Origin of the sequence: Streptomyces rimosus subsp. rimosus (assembly GCF_000720725.1) — a bacterium.
In the GTDB taxonomy this organism is placed as follows: Bacteria; Actinomycetota; Actinomycetes; order Streptomycetales; family Streptomycetaceae; genus Streptomyces; species Streptomyces rimosus_A.
The window spans coordinates 1-21,029 of record NZ_JOCQ01000093.1 but is presented as its reverse complement, the minus strand read 5'-3'; the positions used below and the strand labels follow the sequence as shown (position 1 = coordinate 21,029).

18 protein-coding genes and 1 tRNA gene are annotated in these 21,029 nt (G+C 73.5%); 9 read left to right on the top strand and 10 right to left on the bottom strand.

Annotated features, from left to right (window positions below; translation table 11 throughout):
• Window positions 1-30 precede the first annotated feature (30 nt).
• The gene (locus IH45_RS0133570; protein ID WP_030677382.1) at window positions 31-726 is read right to left on the bottom strand and encodes an SDR family NAD(P)-dependent oxidoreductase; all 696 of its coding nucleotides are present in this window, start codon (window positions 724-726) and stop codon (window positions 31-33) included.
• A 163-nt stretch (window positions 727-889) separates the two neighbouring features.
• Between IH45_RS0133570 and IH45_RS1000000147180 the strand changes: the two genes are divergently transcribed.
• The gene (locus IH45_RS1000000147180; protein WP_078897901.1) at window positions 890-1,831 is read left to right on the top strand and encodes a LysR family transcriptional regulator; all 942 of its coding nucleotides are present in this window, start codon (window positions 890-892) and stop codon (window positions 1,829-1,831) included.
• On the opposite strand, the gene IH45_RS0133560 is transcribed toward IH45_RS1000000147180, so the two are convergent.
• From IH45_RS0133560 to IH45_RS0133545, 4 genes are all read right to left on the bottom strand, one after another.
• Window positions 1,718-3,016, bottom strand: a complete 1,299-nt coding sequence (locus IH45_RS0133560) for an MFS transporter (protein ID WP_030677376.1) — start codon at window positions 3,014-3,016, stop codon at window positions 1,718-1,720. The two genes, IH45_RS1000000147180 and IH45_RS0133560, sit on opposite strands and share 114 nt — an antisense overlap.
• Window positions 3,017-3,085: 69 nt before the next feature.
• Window positions 3,086-4,303 carry an amidohydrolase family protein gene (locus IH45_RS0133555; protein ID WP_234440776.1) on the bottom strand — a complete coding sequence of 406 codons (1,218 nt, stop codon included), beginning with the start codon at window positions 4,301-4,303 and terminating at the stop codon, window positions 3,086-3,088.
• 19 nt (window positions 4,304-4,322) lie between these two features.
• Window positions 4,323-5,756, bottom strand: coding sequence for a glutamine synthetase family protein (locus IH45_RS0133550; protein WP_030677372.1), 1,434 nt, complete (start codon window positions 5,754-5,756; stop codon window positions 4,323-4,325).
• Between the two features lie 73 nt (window positions 5,757-5,829).
• Window positions 5,830-7,893, bottom strand: a complete 2,064-nt coding sequence (locus IH45_RS0133545) for a SpoIIE family protein phosphatase (protein ID WP_030677368.1) — start codon at window positions 7,891-7,893, stop codon at window positions 5,830-5,832.
• Between the two features lie 195 nt (window positions 7,894-8,088).
• Between IH45_RS0133545 and IH45_RS0133540 the strand changes: the two genes are divergently transcribed.
• The 8 genes from IH45_RS0133540 (at window position 8,089) to IH45_RS0133505 (ending at window position 15,235) form a co-directional block, all read left to right on the top strand.
• The gene (locus tag IH45_RS0133540) at window positions 8,089-8,955 is read left to right on the top strand and encodes a TetR/AcrR family transcriptional regulator (RefSeq protein WP_030677366.1); all 867 of its coding nucleotides are present in this window, start codon (window positions 8,089-8,091) and stop codon (window positions 8,953-8,955) included.
• Window positions 8,956-8,986: 31 nt separating this feature from the next.
• Complete coding sequence (locus IH45_RS0133535) at window positions 8,987-9,874, top strand: beta-keto acid cleavage family enzyme (protein ID WP_030677365.1); 888 nt, start codon at window positions 8,987-8,989, stop codon at window positions 9,872-9,874.
• A gap of 48 nt (window positions 9,875-9,922) precedes the next feature.
• On the top strand, window positions 9,923-10,879 hold the full coding sequence (locus IH45_RS0133530; protein ID WP_030677364.1) for a 3-hydroxyacyl-CoA dehydrogenase NAD-binding domain-containing protein: 957 nt from the start codon (window positions 9,923-9,925) through the stop codon (window positions 10,877-10,879).
• Window positions 10,876-11,334 carry a thioesterase family protein gene (locus IH45_RS0133525; RefSeq protein WP_030677362.1) on the top strand — a complete coding sequence of 153 codons (459 nt, stop codon included), beginning with the start codon at window positions 10,876-10,878 and terminating at the stop codon, window positions 11,332-11,334. The genes IH45_RS0133530 and IH45_RS0133525 overlap by 4 nt, the downstream gene beginning before the upstream one ends.
• A 119-nt stretch (window positions 11,335-11,453) precedes the next feature.
• Window positions 11,454-11,786: a DUF427 domain-containing protein gene (locus tag IH45_RS0133520; protein ID WP_030677359.1), complete on the top strand. Its 333-nt coding sequence runs from the start codon at window positions 11,454-11,456 to the stop codon at window positions 11,784-11,786.
• 123 nt (window positions 11,787-11,909) lie between these two features.
• A complete protein-coding gene (locus tag IH45_RS0133515) occupies window positions 11,910-12,872 on the top strand; it encodes a metallophosphoesterase family protein (RefSeq protein WP_030677356.1) in 963 nt (320 codons plus the stop codon).
• A gap of 21 nt (window positions 12,873-12,893) precedes the next feature.
• A complete protein-coding gene (locus tag IH45_RS0133510) occupies window positions 12,894-14,150 on the top strand; it encodes an MFS transporter (RefSeq protein ID WP_030677354.1) in 1,257 nt (418 codons plus the stop codon).
• Window positions 14,147-15,235, top strand: coding sequence for a TolB-like translocation protein (locus IH45_RS0133505; RefSeq protein ID WP_050515366.1), 1,089 nt, complete (start codon window positions 14,147-14,149; stop codon window positions 15,233-15,235). The genes IH45_RS0133510 and IH45_RS0133505 overlap by 4 nt, the downstream gene beginning before the upstream one ends.
• Before the next feature lie 48 nt (window positions 15,236-15,283).
• On the opposite strand, the gene IH45_RS0133500 is transcribed toward IH45_RS0133505, so the two are convergent.
• From IH45_RS0133500 to IH45_RS0133475, 5 genes are all read right to left on the bottom strand, one after another.
• On the bottom strand, window positions 15,284-15,937 hold the full coding sequence (locus tag IH45_RS0133500; protein ID WP_030677349.1) for a DUF309 domain-containing protein: 654 nt from the start codon (window positions 15,935-15,937) through the stop codon (window positions 15,284-15,286).
• A 90-nt stretch (window positions 15,938-16,027) separates the two neighbouring features.
• On the bottom strand, window positions 16,028-17,188 hold the full coding sequence (locus IH45_RS0133495) for a D-alanyl-D-alanine carboxypeptidase family protein (RefSeq protein WP_050515365.1): 1,161 nt from the start codon (window positions 17,186-17,188) through the stop codon (window positions 16,028-16,030).
• Between the two features lie 263 nt (window positions 17,189-17,451).
• Window positions 17,452-18,720 (bottom strand): cytochrome P450 family protein, encoded by a 1,269-nt coding sequence (locus tag IH45_RS0133490; protein ID WP_030677344.1) that lies wholly within the window; start codon window positions 18,718-18,720, stop codon window positions 17,452-17,454.
• A gap of 60 nt (window positions 18,721-18,780) precedes the next feature.
• Window positions 18,781-20,091 carry an MAB_1171c family putative transporter gene (locus IH45_RS0133485; protein ID WP_030677342.1) on the bottom strand — a complete coding sequence of 437 codons (1,311 nt, stop codon included), beginning with the start codon at window positions 20,089-20,091 and terminating at the stop codon, window positions 18,781-18,783.
• A gap of 736 nt (window positions 20,092-20,827) precedes the next feature.
• A tRNA-Pro gene (locus IH45_RS0133475) sits at window positions 20,828-20,904 on the bottom strand.
• Window positions 20,905-21,029 lie beyond the last annotated feature (125 nt).

The window sequence follows — 21,029 nt, the reverse complement described above, 5'->3', positions numbered from 1 at the left end:
CGGCGGCCCGCCCGGGACGGGCCGCCGCGTCTACCAGGGCACCACCTGCCCCTGGTGGTCCACGAAGTGGAGGCCGGGCTTCCCCCGGTGGCTCTCCATCGTCTCAGCCACCCCGGGAACGCTCTCCTCCACGCTGAGTTCGGCCTCGGGGCCGCCGAGTTCGGTACGTACCCAGCCCGGGTCCATCAGCAGCAGCGTCCGCGGGTCGTCGGCGTGGCGGGCGGCGTAGCAGCGCATCAGCTGGTTCAGCGCGGACTTGCTGGCCCGGTACAGGTCCTGCCCGCCGTCCGTGTTCAGGCTGATGCTGCCCTGGTCGGAGGACATGACGCCGATGGTGCCGGCCGGCGCGACCAGCGGGCGCAGCCACTCCACGACGCGCATCGGGGCGAGCGCGTTGGTGAGCATCACCTCGGTGAACATGTCCGCCGGGACCTCGCCGATCGGCAGGTCGCCGCGCGTGATGGCGGCGTTGACGAAGAGCAGGTCGAGGGAGCGCGGCGCCAGCCGGTCGCGCAGGGCCGAGATCTGTTCCGGAGCGGTCATCTCCAGCGACTCGACCGTCAGCCGCCCGTCGGCCGTGTCGGCCAGGTCGTGCAGCCCGGTGCGCCCGCTGCCGCGGACCGTGCCGATGACGTCCCAGCCACGGCGGAGGTACTCGGCGGCGAGCCCGAGACCCAGGGTCCGGGAGGCCCCGACGATGAGGGCGGTCTTGCGGGTGTCGGTCATGTGGTTCCTGTTCATGGGCCGAAGCTGTTCATGGGCCAAGGCCGTTCATGGGCCAAGGCTGTTCGGGCGCCGGGACGTTCGCCCCGACGAGCAGGAACCCCAGTCTTCGGACGGTTCGTCGGGCCGTCCAATACCCTTCCGTCCGCATTGATACCGTCACGGCATGGATCTGGACCTGCGCAAGCTCCGCTACTTCCTCGCGGTGGCCGAGCACCGGCACTTCGGCCGGGCGGCCCAGGCGCTGTTCATCGCCCAGCCGGTGCTCAGCCGGCAGATCCGCGCGTTCGAACAGGAGCTGGGCTGCGCGCTGTTCACGCGCAGCACGCGCAGCGTCGAGCTGACCCCCGCGGGGCAGCGGCTGTACGACGAGGCGCCGCGGATCACCACGGTGGTGGACACGGCGCTGCGGCGCGTCCAGGAGGCCGGGCGGGGCGAGCAGCGGCTCGTCGTCGCCTTCTCGCTCGGCCTGCACGTGGCGGACGCGATCCGCGCGTTCACGGCGCGCCACCCGCAGGTCGCCATCGATGTCTTCCCGCTGCGCTGGTGGGAGCGGGACGCGCCGCTGCGCGACGGCCGCGCACACGTCGGATACCTCCGCCACCCCTTCGACGACACGGGGCTGCACACCGTCCCCATCGGGCACGAGACCAAGGTCGCGTGCCTGCCCGTGACGCATCCCCTGGCGGGCCGCCCCGCCCTCACCTCGGCCGATCTCGACGGCGAGCCGGTCCTCGACGTACGGACGCGGCGGACGTCCTCCCTGGAGGAGAAGTTCGAGCTCATCGCCTCCGGTCAGGGCATCGCGCTCGTCCCCCTCAGCATCGCGCGCTCGTACTCCCGCCCCGACCTGGTCTACCTGACCGTCACCGACGCCCTGCCCGTCGGTACCTGCCTGGCGGCACCGGAGGACGACCGCACGGCCCTCGTACGGGACTTCCTGGACCTCGCCACCGCGATACTGCGCCGCCCCGCCGGCGCACCGGAGCCGCCGTCAGGGCTTCGGGTCGCGGGCGTCGTAGCGGGCGAAGTCACGCCGCCACAGACCCAGGAGCAGCACCGCCACGACACACGCGAGACCGCCGCCGACGACCGCCACGGCCGGTGAGGCGAGGTCGGCCGCCGAACCGGCCAGGAAGTCGCCGAGGCGGGGGCCGCCCGCGACCACGACGATGAACACGCCCTGGAGGCGGCCGCGCATCCGGTCCGGCGCCGCGGCCTGGAGCATGGTGCCGCGGAAGACCATCGAGACGGTGTCGGCGCAGCCGGCGACGGCGAGGAAGAACAGGCCGAGCCACAGGTGGCGGGTGAGGCCGAAGCAGGCGATGGCCGCTCCCCAGGCGACGACCGCGATCAGGATGGCCAGGCCGTGCCGCCGGACCGCACCGAGCCAGCCGGAGAACAGCGCGCCGAGCACCGCGCCGACCGCGGGCGCCGCGACGAGCAGCCCCACCGTCTTCGCGTCACCGCCGAACCAGAGCACGGCGACGGCGGGGAACAGCGCGCGGGGCTGCGCCAGCACCATGGCCGCGAGATCGGCGAAGAAGGTCATGCGGAGGTTGGGCCGGGTGGCCAGGAAGCGCAGCCCCTCCAGGACGGAAGGCCTGCGCGGCGTGCCCTCGTCGCCGTGGTCGGGGCGCATGGAGGGCAGCCGCCACATCGCGTACAGGGCGGCGCTGAAGCTGACCACGTCGATCAGATAGGCGGCCTGGTAGCCCCACAGCCCGACGAAGACACCGCCCAGCATCGGCCCGCCCATCAGCCCGAGGTTGCTGGTGAGCGAGTTGAGGGCGTTGGCGGCGGGCAGCTGCTCGGGCGGCAGCAGGCGCGGGATCATCGACGAGCGGGCGGGCGAGTTCATCGCGAAGCACACCGCCTGGAGGGCGACGACCGTATAGAGCACCCAGACCTGCCGCACGTCCAGCAGCGCGGCGGCGGCCAGCGCCACGGACAGCACGGTGGCGCCCACCGCGGTGTACATGCCCAGCTTGCGGCGGTCGACGGTGTCGGCGATGGCCCCGCCGTACAGCCCGAACACGATCAGCGGCACCAGCGAGCACAGGCCCACCGCGCCGACGGCGAAGGTCGAGCCGGTCAGGTCGTACACCTGGAGCGAGACCGCCAGAGCGGTCATCTGCTGCCCGACCCAGGAAACGGTGTTCCCGAACCACAGCCGGCGGTAGTGGACCGAGGTGCGCAGCGGCGTGATGTCGGCGAAGACGCGGGAGCGCAGCGGTGGACGGGGCTTCGGGGTGGAGGGGGATATGGCAGGAGTCACGGGGCAGTAAAGCATGAGGGGCGGGTTTGCCACTTACATACGTGACGTAATCCTCACCGCGGTCGGCGGCCCTCCGCCCCCGCCTCACCCTCCCGAAAGCCCGTAGACCCGCCGCGCGTTCCCCGCACCCACCAGCCCCGCCACCCGCACCGCGTCCGCCTCCGACCAGGCACCCGAGCGCACCCAGCCGGTCAGCACCTCCCCCAGTGCCGTGCGGAAGGCGGCGGTGCCGACCGTGTACAGCTCCGGGAGGGCGTAGGCGTCGGTGGAGAAGAGGAGCTTGCCGAAGGGGGCCAGTTCCAGGAAGGCGGCGAGTACGGCTGCCGCGCGGGGGCCGGTGTGGGTGAGGGAGAGGCCGATGTCGGCGTAGACGTGCGGGAAGGCGTGGGCCAGGTAGCCGGCCTGGCGGTGGTACGGGTAGCAGTGCAGCAGTACGAGGTCGGTGCCGGTGCCCGCGGTGGCGTGGGCGAAGTCGGTGAGCAGGGACGGGTCGCTGTGGTGCAGGCGCAGGTCGGGGTCGCCGAAGCCGGTGTGGAGCTGGAGGGGGCGGCCGGTGCCGATGGCCAGCCACAGCAGGTGGCGCAGGAGGACCGGGTCGGTGAGGCGGTGGGTGCCGGTGGCGAGCCAGGTGCGGGCGGCGGTCACCACGTCGGCGGTGGTGGGCGGTTCGGGGGCGAGGGCCAGTCCGTGGCGGTAGGCAGCGATGGATTTGAAGCCCACGGCGCTGCGGGCGGCGTCCCGTACGGCGTCGGCGAGTTGGGCCGCGAACACCTCGGCCGCCGCGTCGGGCGCCGCGCCCGCGCCCTCCTCCCCCGCCCGTACGCCTGCCGCGACCCGTTCCGCGAGCGTCTCCAGGCGGACGATCTCGTGTCCGGTGCCGCCGCCCGCCTCGGCCGTCTCGTGGGCTCCGGTGAGGTCGCCGGGCAGGCCGGTGTTCACCAGGTACGTACCGATGCCGGTGCCGTGCAGCAGCAGGCGCCGGACCTCGGCCGCGCCCAGTTCGTGCCGCCGGGCGAGGTATTCGCCGGGTGTGCAGTGCGGCGCGAGGCCGAGCAGCGGCGGGCACCAGCGGCGTACGGCGAAGCCCGTCTGGGTGTCGAAGAAGGTGGTGCCCGCGGCGGCGGGCCGGTCGGACTCCGTGAGGTACGACTCGAAGCCGGCGGCCGACAGGTCGCCGCGCAGCACGCCGTGGCAGTGCTGGTCGACCAGCGGCGGCAGGTCCAGGGGGCCGGAGTCGCCGGGCCCGGTGCCGCCGGGCCCGGTGCCGCCGGGTCCGGTGCCGCCGGGTCCGGCCGTGGTCATCAGTACCTCCAGGTGGTCATCAGTACCTCCAGCGGGTCGCTTCGGCGATGTCCCCGGGCTCCATCTCGGCGAAGTGCGCCGCCTCGGCGCGGCGTACCGCGATCACGGCGCCGTGCAGCACCTCGCCCATGGCCTCCGCCAGTGGGGTGGAGCGGGCCAGCAGGTCGGTGGACTCGGTGAGCGTGGTGGGCAGGCGGACGATGCCGCGCCGGGCGCGTTCGCGGACGCCCAGGGCGCCCGGGTCGCCGGTGACCGGCGGCGGCAGCTCGATGCCCGCGGACAGGCCGTGGAGTCCGGCGGCGATCGTCGTGCCGACGGCCAGGTACGGGTTGGCGGCGGCGTCGAACGGCTTGATCTCGGCGTGCCCGCCGTCCGGGTCGCCGGGTGCGCCGGTGATCAGCCGCAGCGCGGCCTCCCGGTTCTCCACGCCCCAGCACTGGTACACCCCGGCCCATGCGGAGGGCATCAGCCGCAGGTAACTCGCGGGCGAGGGACAGCCGATGGCGAGCAGGGCGGGCAGCGCCTCCAGGATGCCGCCGAGGAAGCGTACGGCGTCCGGGTCGAGGCCCCACCGGGCGTCCGCGTCCCGGTGCAGGCTGCGTTCACCGCGGTGCAGGCTCAGATGGAGGTGGCAGCCGTTGCCGACCTGCCCGGCGACGACCGACGGCGCGAAGCTGGCCCGCAGGCCGTGCCGCAGCGAGACGGCCCGTACGGTCTCGCGGACGAGGACCAGGTCGTCGGCGGCGCGCAGTGGGTCGGCGGGCGCGGTGGACACCTCGAACTGGCCCGGGGCGTACTCGGGGTGGAGCTGGAGCACGTCGACGCCCTGGAGGGCGAGGGCTTCGGCGATGTCGCGGAGGTAGTCGGAGAGTTCGACGACGCGGGTCATGCCGTAGGCGGGGCCGACGCACGGGTACTCCAGGGGTTCGCCGGTGCCCACGGCCCCGACGAGGCGCCCGCCGCCCGCCGCGTCGCCCGGCTGGCGGCCGTGCACCGGCGCGCGGCTGACGACCCATTCGGTCTCGAAGCCCATCCGCAGGGCGAGTCCGGCGTCGGCGGCGCGCTCCACCATGCGGCGGGCGAACTGCCGCTGGCAGCCGGGGTGCGGCGTGCCGAGCTGGTCGTAGCGGTCGGCCGGTGCCCAGGCCCAGCCGGGCTGCGCAGCGAGGACGGTGATCCGCTCCAGGTCGGGGAAGAGCCGCAGATCGCCGTCGGGCCCGCCGGAGTGGGCGGAGGCGGTGATGGCGTCGTCGGAGGTGAAGACGTCGAAGACCGGTGACGCGCCGACGCCGCGCTGGACGGCGGGCGCCAGCCGGGCGGTCGGCACGGTTTTCGTACGGGCGATGCCCGCGTTGTCGACCCAGGTCAGGGCGATGGCCCGGACGTGTTCCGCGTCCAGGCGCGCCGCCGTCTGGCGGGCGTCGCCCCACTGTTGCGCCGGCACCGGTCCCATGGCGCGTTTCCCCTCACTCGGCGGCCGATCGGGCTGTGCGGCTGCCCGGTTCCCGTACGGCCCGATCGGCCGGTCACGGGCAGTCGAACTCGCACCATACGCACTTTCCGCTGCCGCGCGGCTCCACACCCCACACATCCGCCAGCCGGTCCACCAGCAGCAGCCCGCGGCCCGACATCGCGGACTCCCCGGCGTCGCGGCGCCGCGGCAGCGCGCTGGAGCGGTCGGCCACCTCCAGCCGCAGCCGCCGGTCGGTGCCGTGCGGCATCCGTACGGTCACCAGCGCCGCGCCGTCGGTGTGCAGCAGCGCGTTGGTGATCAGTTCGTCGGCGGCCAGCTCGACCTCCTCGGCGCGCTCCCGGGCGCCCCAGGCCCGTACCGCGGCGCGGATCATGTGGCGGGCGGCGGACAGCCCCTGGGGGTCGTCGGGCGCGACGTGCTGCTGGAGCCGGCCGGCGGCCGGTGCGACGGGCTCGCCGCCGCGCCGCAGGATCAGCATCGCCATGTCGTCGTCGCCGGGCTGCTCGGCCGCCAGGTCGCAGAGCCGGTCGGCCAGTTGCTGTACGTCCTGCGGCCCGTCGCGGACCACTCTGGCCAGGTGCCGGACGCCCTCCTCGATGTCGACGCCGGGCTGTTCCACCAGCCCGTCGGTGTACAGGACGAGGGTTTCGCCGATGGCCAGGTGGACGGTGGTGACGGGGTAGTCCAGGTCCCGGAAGCCGGTCGCGATGCCGAGCGGGAGGCCGCCGGTCACCTCCAGGCGGCGGCAGTGGCCCTCGGCGTGCCGCAGCAGCGGGTCGACGTGCCCGGCGCGCACCAGCCGCACCGTGCCGGCGGTCAGGTCGGCCTCCGCGTACGTGCAGGTGGCGAAGCGGTCGGTGTCCAGTTCGCCGAGGAAGGCGGAGGCGCGGGCCATGACGGTGGCCGGGGTGTGGCCCTCGGCGGCGTAGGCGCGCAGCACGATGCGCAGCTGGCCCATGACGGTCGCGGCGTGGGTGTCGTGCCCCTGCACGTCGCCGATGACGGCGGCGACCCGGCCCTCGGGCAGCGGGATCACGTCGTACCAGTCGCCGCCGATGTCCCGGCCGATGCGGGCGGCGCGGTAGCGGACGGCGATCTGGGCGCCGGGGATGCCGGGGATGCGGCGCGGCAGCATGGCCTGCTGGAGCCCCTCGGCGAGGTCGTGCTCCTGGTCGTAGAGCATGGCGCGGGCCAGGCTCTGCGCGACGCTGGAGCCGAGCGCGATCAGGAGGTTGCGCTCCTGTACGCCGAACGGGTTCTCCGAGCGGTAGAACATCCCCACCACGCCGATCGGCCGGGCCTGCGCGATCAGCGGCAGGTACGCGGCCGAGCCGAACTCCATCCGTTCGAGGTGCGGCCAGAGCGCAGGGTAGCGCTCGGCGAACTCGGCGCGGGAGCGGATGAAGCACGGCGTGAGGGTGCGCACCACCTCGCTCATCGGGAACTCGTCCTCGACCCGCAGCACCTCGTGCTGCGGTACGAAGCTGCCCGCCTGCCCTTCGTGGACCACCCGGATGCGGCCCGCCTCGACCAGGCCGACGATGACGTTCTGCGCGCCCAGCCGGGTCAGCGCCTGGTCGTCGCCGAGCACGTCGATGACGTCCCGGACGGTGCGGGCGTGCGCGAGCGCCGCCGTGGTGCGCTCCACGAGGCCGGTGTTGCGCAGCCTGCGCGCGTGCGCCTGGGCGCGTTCCGCCGCCTGGGTGTACTCCTGACTGGCGTCCCGGACGATGCCGATGACGCGGCGCGCCCGGCCGCTCTCGTCCCGGCGGATGCTGGCCTGGGTGTGGGTCCAGCGCACCGCGCCGTCCCGCAGCCGTACGCGGAAGTAGGCGCCGTAGGAGTCGCTGCCGTCCTTCAGGGACCGGGTGATGACGGCGTCCAGGCGGGCCGCCTCGTCCGGCGGCAGACGGCAGGCCAGGGTGGCCGGGTCGGAGTCGTACTCCTCCGGCGACAAGTCGAAGACCTCAAGAGCGGAGCCGTCCATGTGCATACGGCCGCTGTCGAGGTCCCAGTCGAAGCCGCCCATGCCGTTCAGGGCCAGGGTCAGGTCCGGGTGGGCCGGCCAGTCGTCCGGCACCGACACGGCCGACGGCTTCGCACCCCGGTCAGCCATGTCCGCCACTTTGCCACATTTCTCCGCTTTACGGGTGGTGCGGCGGCCGGGCCCCGGCCGGGCACCCACACCCTGACTTGCGCATCAGTCAGTGCGCAACATGGTGCCACAATCGCCTCTGCTCAGGGCTTCTGCCGCGCCCGCGGCACTCGCCATCGTTGCGATGATCTCAACGCACTGTTACGGTCCCGGACCATGACCGAAGACCCCGGCACCCGGATCGCCGACGACGGCGACGTGGCCGACCGCGTGAAGCAGGTGGTCGAGCGCCTCGAGTGCAGCCGCCGCGAGTTCGCCCGGCGGATCGTGATGGACCCCTCCAAGCTGTCCCGGTCGCTGGGCGGCACCCGGCGCTTCACCCTCGCCGAGATCGTGCGCGTCGCGGACCTCGGCGGGGTGGACGTGGCGTGGCTGCTCGGCTCGCGCGCCGGGACCCCGGCGCCGGCGCGCGGCCGGGAGCCGGCCGCGGTGCCCGAGGGCGGCCGTCCGCTGCAGATCGTCCGGGAGACCGTCCGGCTGATCGCCGAGCACGGCTTCCACGCCGTACGGGTCGCCGACATCGCCGCCGCCTGCGGCACCAGCACCGCCGCCGTGCACTACCACTTCCCCGGCCGCGACGAACTGCTGGAAGCCGCCGTGCGCTGGTGCATGGACGAGGACACCGCGCGGCGCGCGGCGGGCCTGGCCGAAGCACCCGACGCGCGCGCCGAACTGCTGCACCTGATCGCGCTCCAGACCCCGCGCACCGAACAGCAGCGGCGCCAGTGGCTGGTCTGGCTCGACCTGTGGGCGCAGGCCGCCCGCTCCACCGCCGTCGGGCAACTGCACGAGCACTACTACCGGCAGTGGCGGACCACCGTCGCCGATGTGCTGCGCCGGGGCGTCGAGCAGGGCGTCTTCCGTCCCGTGGACCCCGAGTCCACCGCGCTGCGCCTCACCGCGCTCATCGACGGCCTGGCCACCCAGGTGCTCGCCACCGCACCGGACAGCACCACCCCCGACAGCATGCACGCGGCACTGCTCGCCTTCATCGAGGGTGAACTGACGCCCGTGGAGCCGTAGTCACCTCACCTTCCACCTCAAGGAACCTGCCGTGAACAACGAGGTCATCATCACCTGCGCGCTGACCGGCGCCGGAGACACCGTGCGCCGCTCCCCGCACGTGCCCGTCACCCCCGAGCAGATAGCGAAATCCGCCGTCGAGGCGGCCTCGGCGGGTGCCGCCGTCGTGCACATCCACGTACGCGACCCGGAGACCGGCGATCCGTCCCGCGACCCGCGCCTGTACGCCGAGGTGGTCGAGCGGATCAAGGAGACCGGTACCGACGTCGTCATCAACCTGACCGCCGGGATGGGCGGCGACCTCGTCATCGACCCGGACGAGCCGCTGCGCCACCTGCCCGGTACGGACCTGGTCGGCGGCCTGGAGCGGCTGCCGCACGTCGAGGAACTGCTCCCCGACATCTGCACCCTGGACTGCGGCTCGCTGAACTTCGGCGAGGGCTCCAGCCTCTACGTCTCCACACCCGACATGCTGCGTGCGGGCGCCCGGCGCATCCGGGAGCTGGGTGTACGGCCGGAGCTGGAGGTCTTCGACACCGGGCAGCTGTGGTTCGCCAAGCAGCTGCTGGCCGAGGGGCTGCTCGACGACCCGTCCGTCTTCCAGCTCTGCATGGGCATCCCGTGGGGCGCGCCGGCCGACCCGGGCGTGCTCCAGTCGATGGTCGCGATGCTCCCGGACGGTGCGCAGTGGGCCAGCTTCGCGCTGGGCCGGATGCAGATGCCGTGGGTCGCGCAGTCCATCCTGCTCGGCGGCAACGTACGGGTGGGCCTGGAGGACAACCTGTATCTGAGCAAGGGCGTCAAGGCCACCAACGGACAGCTGGTCGAACGTGCCGTGCAGATCACGGAGTTGCTGGGCGCGAGCGTCGCCACCCCGGACCAGGCCCGCGCGCGCCTCGGTCTGAAGCCGCGCGGCTGACGCCGGACCGTAGGCCGTACACCCGCTTCCGCATCCCCAGGAGCTTCCATGTCCCCCACCCCTCCCTCCTCCGTACGCCGCGTGGCGTGCATCGGCGCCGGCGTCATAGGCGGCGGCTGGGTCGCCCACTTCCTCGCGCGCGGTTACGACGTGACCGCCTGGGACCCGGCGCCGGACGCCGAGGACAAGCTGCGCCGTCTGGTCACGGCCGCCTGGCCCGCCCTGGAACAGCTCGGCCTGGCCGAGGGCGCCTCCGCAGACCGCCTCACCATGGCGCCGAGCCTCGCCGAGGCCGTCGCCGACGCCGAGTTCGTCCAGGAGAGCGCCCCCGAACAGCTGGACCTCAAGCGCGATCTGCTCGCCCGGCTGGACGCGGCGGCCCCGCCCGGCGTGGTCATCGCCTCGTCCACCTCCGGCTATCCGATGTCCGACATGCAGACCACGGCCGCCACACCGGGGCGCCTCGTCGTCGGACACCCGTTCAACCCGCCGTATCTGATTCCGCTGGTCGAGGTCGTCGGCGGGGAGCGGACCGACCGTGCGGCGGTCGAGTGGGCGGCGGAGTTCTACGGCGTGGCGGGCAAGTCCGTGATCACCATGGACCGCGAGCTGCCCGGCTTCATCGCCAACCGGCTCCAGGAGGCCCTGTGGCGCGAGGCGCTGCACATGGTCGCCAACGGCGAGGCCACGGTCGAGGACATCGACGCCTCGATCACCGAGGGGCCCGGGCTGCGCTGGGCGTTCATGGGCCCGATCCTGACGTTCGCGCTGGCCGGCGGCGAGGGCGGGATGGCCCACATGCTCGACCACTTCGGCCCGTCGCTGAAATCCCCCTGGACCCGGCTGGAGGCGCCCGAGCTGGACCGGGCGCTGCGGGACGCGATGGTCGACGGCTGCGACCGGGCCGCCGACGGCCGTACGTACGCGCAGCTCGTCGCCGAGCGTGACCAGGGCGTCATCGACGTGCTGCGTGCGACCGGCCGCCTGGACGGGCCCGCCCGGTGACGGCCTGTCTGCCGCTCTTCCGGCGGGCGGTCCAGGACGAGTGGATCGACTACAACGGCCACCTCTCCGAGGCGTACTACGTGCTGGTCTTCGGCTTCGCCACGGACGCCCTCATGGACCGGGCCGGTCTCGACGCCGCCTACCGGGACCGCACCGGCCATTCGCTCTACACGGTCGAGGCGCATGTGCGCTATCTGGCTGAGGTACCGCGGGGCGCCGAACTCGCGGTGCGGACCACGGTGCTGGGCGTGGGCGCGAAGAAGGTGCGGTTCGTCCACGAGATGTACGTGGGCGACGCGTCCGGCGGCCCGGTGGCCACCGAGGAGATCTTCGCCCTGCACGTCCACCAGGGCGAGGGCCGGGCCGCGCCGCTGCCCGAGGGGGCGCGGGAGCGGCTGGCGGCGCTGGCCGGGCCGGCGCCCGAGTGGGCGGGGCGGGGAATCCGGGAGGTGTAGGACGGTGTTGCACGGCGTGTCCCCGGTTCGCCGGGGGCGCGCCGCCGTCGGGGTCGGCCGTCCGGCCGTCCCGCGGTGCGACCCTGAGGTACCGCACTCCCGTCCGGAGAGGAACCGTCATGCCGTCCGTACCAGGTCACCGCATCACCGTCGAACAGGGCACCGACCACGTCCGCGTCGTCCACGACGGCCAGGTCGTCGCCGACAGCCGCCGCCCGCTGCTGCTCCACGAGACCGGCTACCCGGTGCGCTACTACCTGCCGCCGGAGGACGTACGGACGGATCTGCTGACCCCGTCCGACACCCGTACGCACTGCCCGTTCAAGGGAGACGCCTCCTACTGGTCACTTTCCGGTGGCCGGGAGGACATCGCGTGGGCCTACCCTGCGCCGAAATCCGCGGTCGCGCAGATCAAGGACCATCTGTGCTTCTACGAGGCGGAGTTGGTCTGAGGGACGTGGACAGCGGCCGGTAGGAAAGTTTCCTAACTATTCTCCGTCAGGTGCATTGACGCGTCCATACGCCGTCGTCAAGATTCCTCCGAACGGCACCCCCCGCCGACCGAGGAGACGGACATGACGCCCACCCCCCGCGCCCCGAAGTCCCGCACCTTCCTGACCAGGCCCCGCACCGGGATACCCACCGCCGCGGGCGCGGTCCTCGCGCTCGTCGGCGGTGCCCTGCTGTGGTCGCCGGCCGGGCGCGCGGACGCCGCGCCCGAGCGCACGGCCGCCAAGGCCGGCGCCTTCACCGTGGTCGCCGCCGGGGACATCGCCGAGCGGTGCACCGCGAGCAGCAGCAGCTGTGTGCACCCCAAGACCGCGGCCCAGGTCAAGAAGATCGACCCGGAGTTCGTGCTGACCATGGGCGACAACCAGTACGACAACGCCCGGCTGAAGGACTTCCAGAAGTACTACGACACGTCCTGGGGCGCCTTCAAGAACAAGACCCACCCGGTGGCCGGCAACCACGAGACGTACGACCCGGACGGCAAGCTGGCCGGGTACAAGTCCTACTTCGGCTCCGTCGCCTACCCCAAGGGCAAGAGCTACTACAGCTTTGACCACGGCAACTGGCACTTCGTCGCGCTGGACTCCAACAGCCTGGACTCCAAGCAGACCAAGTGGCTCAAGGAGGATCTCGCCGCCAACGACAAGAAGTGTGTGGCCGCCTACTGGCACCACCCGCTGTTCTCCTCCGGCGAGCACGGCAACCAGCCGGTCAGCCGCTCGGTGTGGAAGCTGCTGTACGACGCCAAGGCGGAACTGGTGCTCAACGGCCACGACCACCACTACGAGCGCTTCGCGCCGCAGGACCCGGACGGCAAGGCCGACCCGAAGGGCGTGGTCGAACTGCTCGCCGGAATGGGCGGCGCCAACCCGTACAAGATCGAGGAGGTCCAGCCGAACAGCGAGAAGCGGCTGACGAAGACCTTCGGCGTGGTCAAACTGAACCTCAACGACGAGGGGTTCTCCTGGGACCTGGTCGGCACCGACGGCAAGACCAAGGACAGCAGCCCGTCCTACACGTGCCACTGACCGGCCCGGTATCCACCCGTCATGTATCTCGCCACCAACGGCGCGGCCGCCGCCACCACACAGCTGACGCGCGGCCGCGTCGCCGGACCGGTGCTCGCGCTCGGCACGGTCAGCCTGGTCACCGACATCTCCTCCGAGATGGTCACCGCGGTGCTGCCGCTCTACTTCGTCCTCCAACTGGGCCTGTCCCCGCTCCAGTTCGGGTTCCTGGACGGGCTCTACAACGGCGTCACCGCGCTCGTACGGCTGCTGGGCGGACACGCCGCCGACCGCGGCGGACGGCACAAGCTCGTGGCCGGCACCGGGTACGCGCTGTCCGCGCTGTCCCGGCTGGGCCTGCTGCTCGCGGGCGGCGGCACGGCCGGGATCGGCGCGGCGCTGGCCGCCGACCGCATCGGCAAGGGCGTACGGACCGCCCCGCGCGACGCGCTGATCTCGCTCAGCAGCCCGCCGGACACCCTGGGCCGGGCGTTCGGCGTGCACCGCGCGATGGACACCACGGGCGCACTGCTCGGTCCGCTGGCCGCGTTCGCGCTGCTGTGGGCGACCGCGGACGCCTATGACGCGGTGTTCGTCGTCAGCTTCTGCGTCGGGCTGCTGGGCGTGCTGCTGCTCGTCGCGTTCGTGCCGGGGCGGGACGCCCTGGGCCCGGTGGCCGTGCCCGCCGGGCCGCGGGTCCCGCTGCGCGCCAGGATCACCGAGCCGCTGCGGGACGCCGCCTTCCGGCGGATCATGCTGGCCGCCGCCCTGCTGGGCGCGGCCACCATCGGCGACTCGTTCGTCTACCTGCTGCTCCAGAAGCAACTGGACTTCGCGGTGCGCTGGTTCCCGCTGCTGCCGCTCGGCACCGCCGCGGTCTACCTGCTGCTCGCGGTGCCCGCCGGGCGGCTCGGCGACCGCATCGGGCGCCGGGTCCCGTTCCTCGTCGGGCACGCGGCCCTGCTCGCCGCCTACGTGCTGCTGCTGACCGTCGGCGACGGCATCGTCCTGCTGGCCGGTGTGCTGGGGCTGGTCGGTGTCTTCTACGCGGCCACCGACGGCGTGCTGATGGCCCTGGCGGGCCCCGCCCTCCCGGCGGCGCGCCGGGCGAGCGGCATGGCACTGCTCCAGACGGGCCAGGCGCTGAGCCGGCTGCTCGCCGCCGCGGGATTCGGCGCCGCCTGGACCCTGTGGGGCAGCGGGCCCGCGCTGGTCGCCGCCGTCATCGTCCTCGCGGCCGCCCTGGCGGGCGCCGCCGCACTGCTCCACCGTACGGAAAGGCGGTCGTCGTGCTCGTGACGGACAGGGCAGGTGCCCCGGCGGAGGGCGCGGTCCGCAAGCAATCCGGTGGGCCGTCCCTGCGCGCCCGGGTCATCGCCATCGCGCTGGCCACCGCCGTACTCGCCACGGTCGCCGTGGTCTACACGGTGTCGGCGGCCCGGCGCGCCGAATCCGCCGACGCGCCCTCGGCGTTCGGGCTGGACCGGGGGCAGCTGTATTTCCGCAGTACGAGGGAGGGCGACGGGGCCGGGCGGGTGGCGCGCGTGGCCGCCGCGCCGGCCGCGCCCGGCGCTGCCGCGATGGACGTGCGGTCGGCTTCCGCGCCGGACCGCCGCACCACCGGCGGCCCCGCCTGCGAGCGCTTCTACGCGGCCGGCGGCACCGCCCTGTGCCTCCAGCGCCGCCCCGGCATCCCGCCGGCCGCGTACGCCGTCGTCCTGGACGGGCGGCTGCGCGAGAAGCGCCGGATCGCCCTGACCGGCATCCCCAACCGGGCCCGGGTCTCCGCCTCCGGACGGATGCTGTCCTGGACGATGTTCGCCACCGGCGACTCCTACGCCACCACGTCCTTCTCCACCCGTACCTCCATCCTCGACACCCGCACCGGCTACCTGGTCAAGAACATGGAGGACATCCCGCTCACCCTCGACGGCCGCCGCTACCACTCCCCCGACGTCAACTACTGGGGCGTCACCTTCGCCCGCGACGACAACCGGTTCTACGCCACCGTCTCCACCAAGGGCCGCACCTACCTGGTCGAGGGCGACATGCGCAGCTGGTCGGCCCGCACCCTGCGCGAGAACCTGGAGTGCCCGTCCCTCTCGCCCGACAACACCCGCCTCGCCTTCAAGAAGCGGGTGCGGGAGGGGGCGCGTGATCCCTGGCGGCTGTACGTGCTCGACCTGCGCACGATGCGGGAACATCCGGTCGCGGAGGAGCACAGCGTGGACGACCAGGCGGCCTGGCTGGACGATCACACGCTCGCCTACGCACTGCCGGGGAGCGGCGGCAAGGGCAGCGACATCTGGACCGTACCGGCGGACGGCAGCGGCGCTCCGGCGCTGCGGGTGGCCGGCGGCTCGTCTCCCGCGGTGGTCCGCTGAGCGGGTGAAACCGCCGCCAGTGACAGGCCGGGGCGCCGGGCAGGCGGGCTATTCCGCGGGCCCGGCATCCCCGGCGCACAAGCGCGGCGCGTTCCCGGCCGCATCGACCGGCTCGTCGCGCTCACCGAGCCGGGTCGCCAGGTTCTGGGCCCAGGCCGCCAGCCCGGGGACGTCGATGTCGTACGGGACGGTGTCCTCGTACGGGGCGATGGCGCCGGCGCCCCGGAGCAGCAGCGCCGCGCCGCCCTTCGTGTTGCCACGGGCGGCGTGGGTGAGGCCGACGGCGAGCTGGGCGAGGCCGCGCCACAGCTGCCGCTCCGGCTCGGGGGCCGCCTTCCAGGCGTCCTCCAGCACTTCGTGGGCGTGGAAGGGCAGGCCGCGGTCCAGCAGGTCCTGGGCTTCGGCGAGCGCCTGGCGGGGGCTGCGCTCGACGCCCTCGGGCTGACGCTCCACGCCCGGGGCGCCGTACGGCAGCGGGCGGCCCAGGCCGTCCCGCGGCCGGGCGTTGCGGGCGCGGCCTTCGGCGTCGCGGTCGCGTCCGGCTCCGGTCTTCGCCCCTGTACCGGTCGCGGTCCCGTTGTCCGTCCCCGCACCGCAGTGTTCGCAGCCGGGCTCCTCCGGGCGGTCCGAGATCCGGCCGCACTCCTGGCACACCTGGTCCAGCCAGCAGGCCGGGTCCCCGCCCTCATCGCGTCGCGTCACATTCACGCTTCGATTGTGCAGCGCGCGACGGGGCTGCGTCCGGCCGGGGCGATGGCCGTACGGCCGCGGGCCCGGGCGGCAGCCGTACGGTCAGGCGTCGTCGCCGGGCGTCCGCCGCCCGCGTACGTACATCCGCCAGCCGAAGACGGCACCGACGGCCAGCGCGAAGGCGAAGCCGCCGGCGACCGCCCACAGCGTGGTGTCCGTCCGCCGTCCGGCCTCCCGGGAGACCTGGGCGGCGACCGGCCGCGCGGTGGCGGCGTGGCGTTCCGGTTCGCTCCGCGCGCTTTCGGTGACGCGGCTGCCGCCCGGCGCGGCCGCGGCGGCCTGCAGGGAGCCGACCGGGCGGACCTTGCCGACGGCCTTGAATCCCCAGTCCAGCAGCGAACCCGCCTCGTGGTACACGGCGTTGGAGGCGCCGGACTGCGGGTTCATCACGGTGACCAGCAGCGTGCGGCCGCCCCGCTGCGCCGCGGCGACGAGGGTGTTGCCGGCGTTGCTGGTGTAGCCGTTCTTGACACCGACGATGCCGGGGTAGCGCCGCATCCCGTTCGAGCCGGACAGCATCCGGTTGGTGTTCTGGATCTCGAACGAGGGACTGCCCTTGCTGGGGAACCGGGCCGTCGTGGTCGCGCAGTACCGGGCGAAGTCGGCGTTGGCGAGCCCCGCGCGGCCGAACACGCTCAGGTCGTACGCCGAGGACACCTGCCCCGGGCTGTCGTACCCGTCCGGGGACCGCACCGTGGTGTCGCGGGCGCCCAGCTGCCGCGCTTTGGCCTGCATCTCCTTCGCCGTGGCCGTCCAGCCGCCGTTCATCGAGGCGAGCACCCGCACCGCGTCGTTGCCGGAGCGCAGGAAGACACCGCGCCACAGGTCGGCGACCTGGTACCCGCGGCCCTCCTGGATGCCGACGAGGCTGCTGCCGGCCCCGATGCCCGCCAGCTCCTTCGCGGTGACCTTGTGGACGGTGCCCGCCCGGAACTTCGGCAGGACGGTGACCGCGAACAGGGTCTTGAGGGTGCTGGCGGGCGCGAGCCGCTGGTGCGCGTTCCTGGCCGCCAGCACATCGCCCGTACGGACGTCGGTCACCGCCCAGGAACGGGCGGACACCGCGCCGGGCAGCGCGGGGCCCCCGGCCCCCACCAGGTCCTCGGCGTGGGCGGTCGCCGGTATGGAGGTGAGGGTCAGGCCGGTGGCGGCGATGACGGCCAGCGCACCGGCATTCCGGGACAAAAGCGTGTCAATTGCCATGCCTTCACGCTAGGAAGCCCGCACTCCGGCCGCAGACGGGCCTACGCCAGTCGGCCGAAGCGCCGTGGAGGGCCGGGGGCGGGGCCGGGGGCGGGGCAGCAGGCGCAGCATTCAAGGCCAAAGACTCACGGGCGGCTACCGCATGCGCCCCGTACGCACGAGGACCCGCCCGGTGCGACGGGGGATGCACACCGGGCGGGCCTCACGACCTTTTCTACCGCATGCAGGAACGGTTATGCCTCAAAAACTTGTTCGTCCTGCAACTACCAGGCGACGGGGAGCGAGATCAAGCCACGTGCGCGCAGGGTGCGGCGATAGCGCAGTCCCGCCCGCGGCCCGTCCAGCCGCAGACCGGGAAAACGGCTGATGAGAGCGGTCAGCGCGGTCTCGGTCTGCAGGCGCGCCAGGGCCGCGCCGAGGCAGTGGTGGATGCCGTGCCCGAACATGAGCTGACCGGTGGCGTCGCGGCCCGGATCGAACGTCCCGGGAGCGGGGAAGCGCTCCGGGTCGCGGTTGGCCGAGGCAAGGGAGAGCAGCACACTCTCGCCCGCGGGCACCCGTACGCCGCCGATTTCCACGTCCTCCAGGGGGAACCGGCGGATGGCCAGCGAGGCCGGTCCGTCGTAGCGCGCGAACTCTTCCACCGCCGCCGATAGTTCGGCTGGATTCGTACGCAACGCCGTGAGGTGTTCGGGGTGGTCGAGCAGGGCGAGTACGGAGTTGCCAATGAGGTGGACGGTGTTCTCGTAACCGGCGAAGAGCAGGAGGAACGCCAACGAGGTGAGCTCGTCCTCGCTGAGCCGGTCGCCGGCGGTGCCCGTGCCCTCGGCGGCGTCCGGCCCCGTACCGGCGCCGGCATCGCCCTCCGCCACCGCGCCGTCCCGCACCAGGATCAGGCCGGACAGCAGGTCGTCCCCCGGCGCGGCCCGCTTGGCCGCGATCAGGCCCGTGTAGTAGCGCATCATCGCCACGACGGCCTCCTTGGCCCGCTCCGGGCGGGCCGGGTCGGGCGTGATCAGCGCGTCCGTCCAGGCCCGGAAGTCGGGACGGTCGCGCTCCGGCACGCCCAGGAGGTCACAGATGACCATGATGGGCAGCGGACCGGCGTAACTCACGATCAGATCGGTCCGGCCGGCGTCCGCGACCGCGTCCAGCAGCCCGTCCGCGAGCCGCCGCACCGGCTCCCGCAGCTTCTCGACCCGCGCCGGGGTGAACGCCTTGGCCACCAGGCGGCGCACCCGGGTGTGGTCCGGCGGATCCATGTTGAGCAGGTTCGCGTCCAGGGCGGGCGGCAGCGCGAACCCGCGGTAGCCGCCGCGCGCGTTGCGCTTGTCCAGGGAGAGCCGCGGATCGGACAGGCACCGGCGCACATCCTCGTACCGCGTCACCAGCCACGCGGGCTGCCCGTCGGGGCCGGCGATGCGGTGGACGGGCCCGGCCTCCCGCAGCGCCGCGTAACCGGCGTACGGATCGTCCAGAAGCCGCGTCACGTCAATGAGGTCGTCGGGGCCGGTCTCGGCGGTGTTCTGCATGGTCCATGACTCTAGACACGGCCCCCGACGGCGCCGCAGGGGGCTGCTGCCCGCGCCGGATCAGTGCCGCTGCATGGCGCTGCGCTGGCGCAGTTCGGTGAGCACGGTGTCGGTCAGTGGCGAGTAGTAGACGTCCGCGACGCGTGCCAAGTGCTCGTATTCCGCGACCAGTTCGGCGGTCGGGCCGGGCTGCGGGCCGCCGGGCAGGAGATTCGGGCCCGGCTCCCGGTAGGTGCCGGCCCGGCCCGAGGAGCACTCCCCCGGCCGCCCCTCCTCCGCCGTCACCACCACGCTCTCCGCACCGAGTACGGGAACGAGCCCGATCGCCCGGTTCTCCAGACCGCGACGCAGGGCGGCAGCCTCCGCGACCGCCGCCAGCTGCCGTTCGTCCGCCACCACGGCACGCCCGCGCTCACGCGCGATGTCGACGGTGTCCGCTTCCACGTACCGCCGGATGCCGCGCTGGACGTCCCGTATCTGCGCCATCTGCCGGTCGGCGCGGAACTGGAGGCCGGCGAACGGCCACCACCCGCGGGACGGGCCGCCCGCCGTCATCTCGGGAGCCTGCGCGGTGACGTCCTTCCACAGCGGGTGCAGACGGCGCAGGCGGCGCCAGGCGCACGCCCGCGGGCCCGCGGCCGGCAGCGCCAGCCCGGCCAGCACCAGGACCGCGGCCACCGAAGCGCTCAGCGGGGCCACGCCGTTGGAGAGCCACGGTGCCTCGTGCCCGGCCCAGGACAGGACGAAGCCGGTCAGCTTGCAGGCGCAGTACGCCAGACCGAGCCAGCAACCCGCGGCCAGCACCCGCAGCCCCCGGGCGAGCCAGGACGCGCCGAGCCGGCCGGCATAGCGCGGGCAGAGCGCGCCCAGGCCCGCCAGGCTCGCGCCGAAGATGGCCAGATACAGCACCAGGAAGGTCATCACTCCCGGCGAGCCGGCGTAGGCCGTACTGAGGTCGCGGGGGTGTTCCACGTCGTCCGGCCGCCCGACGACGAAGCAGGTGACCGCCACCGCCCAGGCCACGGCCACCGCCGTGACGGCCGTACGGGACCGGGCGCGGACCCGCGCGCGGCCCTCGGCCCCCGTACCGCCGCTCCAGCGCAGCAGCAGGACGAACGCGCCGGCCGCGAAGACCACGACCGAGGAGTAGAGGAAGACCATGGACAGGTTCGGCACACCGGTCAGCCGGTCGAACCACCGGTAGACGCCGGGGGCGGAGAAGAGGAACACCGTCGCGACGCCGGCGCTCATCACACACGTCAGGCCCAGGTCCGCGTTGCCGCGGTCGCGGTCGCGGAGCCAGGCGCGCGCTTTGAAGGCGACGACGGCCCAGGCCACTCCGCCGAGACACAGATACAGCACGTCAAACACTCGATCCCCCGTCCGAGTCACCGGTACCGGCGCCGTGCGCGGCGCCGCTCTTACCGCTGTTGCCGTCTCCCCCACGGCCCGGGGCGCGGTGCCGCCTCTCGCGCCGGGGCCGCAGTACAGGCGTCGGCGCGGCGGCGTCACGGCCGGTCGCGCCGGGCGCCCCGTGGTCCGGCGGCAGACGGCCGATTTCATGCGGCACGATGGGCGTCCGATGCCGGGCGGTGATCCGTGGCGGGCAGAAAACCCGGCATTCGTCGTCGGTACGGTCCGGCAGGCCGGTCCGATCCGTCAGCCCGGTCCGATCCGGCAGGCCGGTACGGCCCGGCAGCGGCAGTTCCCCGGCCGCCTGCTCACAACGGTGCCGCACCCGCCGGGCTCGCGCGCCCGCACACAGACGCTCCCGGCGCCGCCCACGCACGCTTCGCGCCCCGTTCCCGGCCCGCGCGCCCCCCATAGCATCCGCCCCCCGGCTTCGCTCCCCCGGATCCCGGCCGCCCGCGCCCCGCACACAGTTGGCACCGCCGAAACCGCAGCACGCATCGTGTCACGCGAGGAATATCGCGCACCAGTCCACTTACGGACAGTGAAAACAGCGGGAACAGCGGCCTGTTTCCGAGGAATCGAAGACGGGAGGCGGACGCTCCGACGCCGGACACCCGCCGTCGACGTCCTGGCCGAACGCCGCGAAGGCCGCCCCCGCATCCCTGCGAGAACGGCCTACGACCTGCGAAAACGCTGGTCGGGACGACAGGATTTGAACCTGCGACCCCTTGACCCCCAGTCAAGTGCGCTACCAAGCTGCGCCACGTCCCGATGCCCGGCCGGTCCGGGTCGCTGTCCCGGGTGGCCGTGCACGAGAACAATACCGCATGTCAGGGGGTGTCCACCGCCGGGTTCCGGCAGAGCGGCCGGGCGGCCGCGCCGGGGCGGGCGGGGGG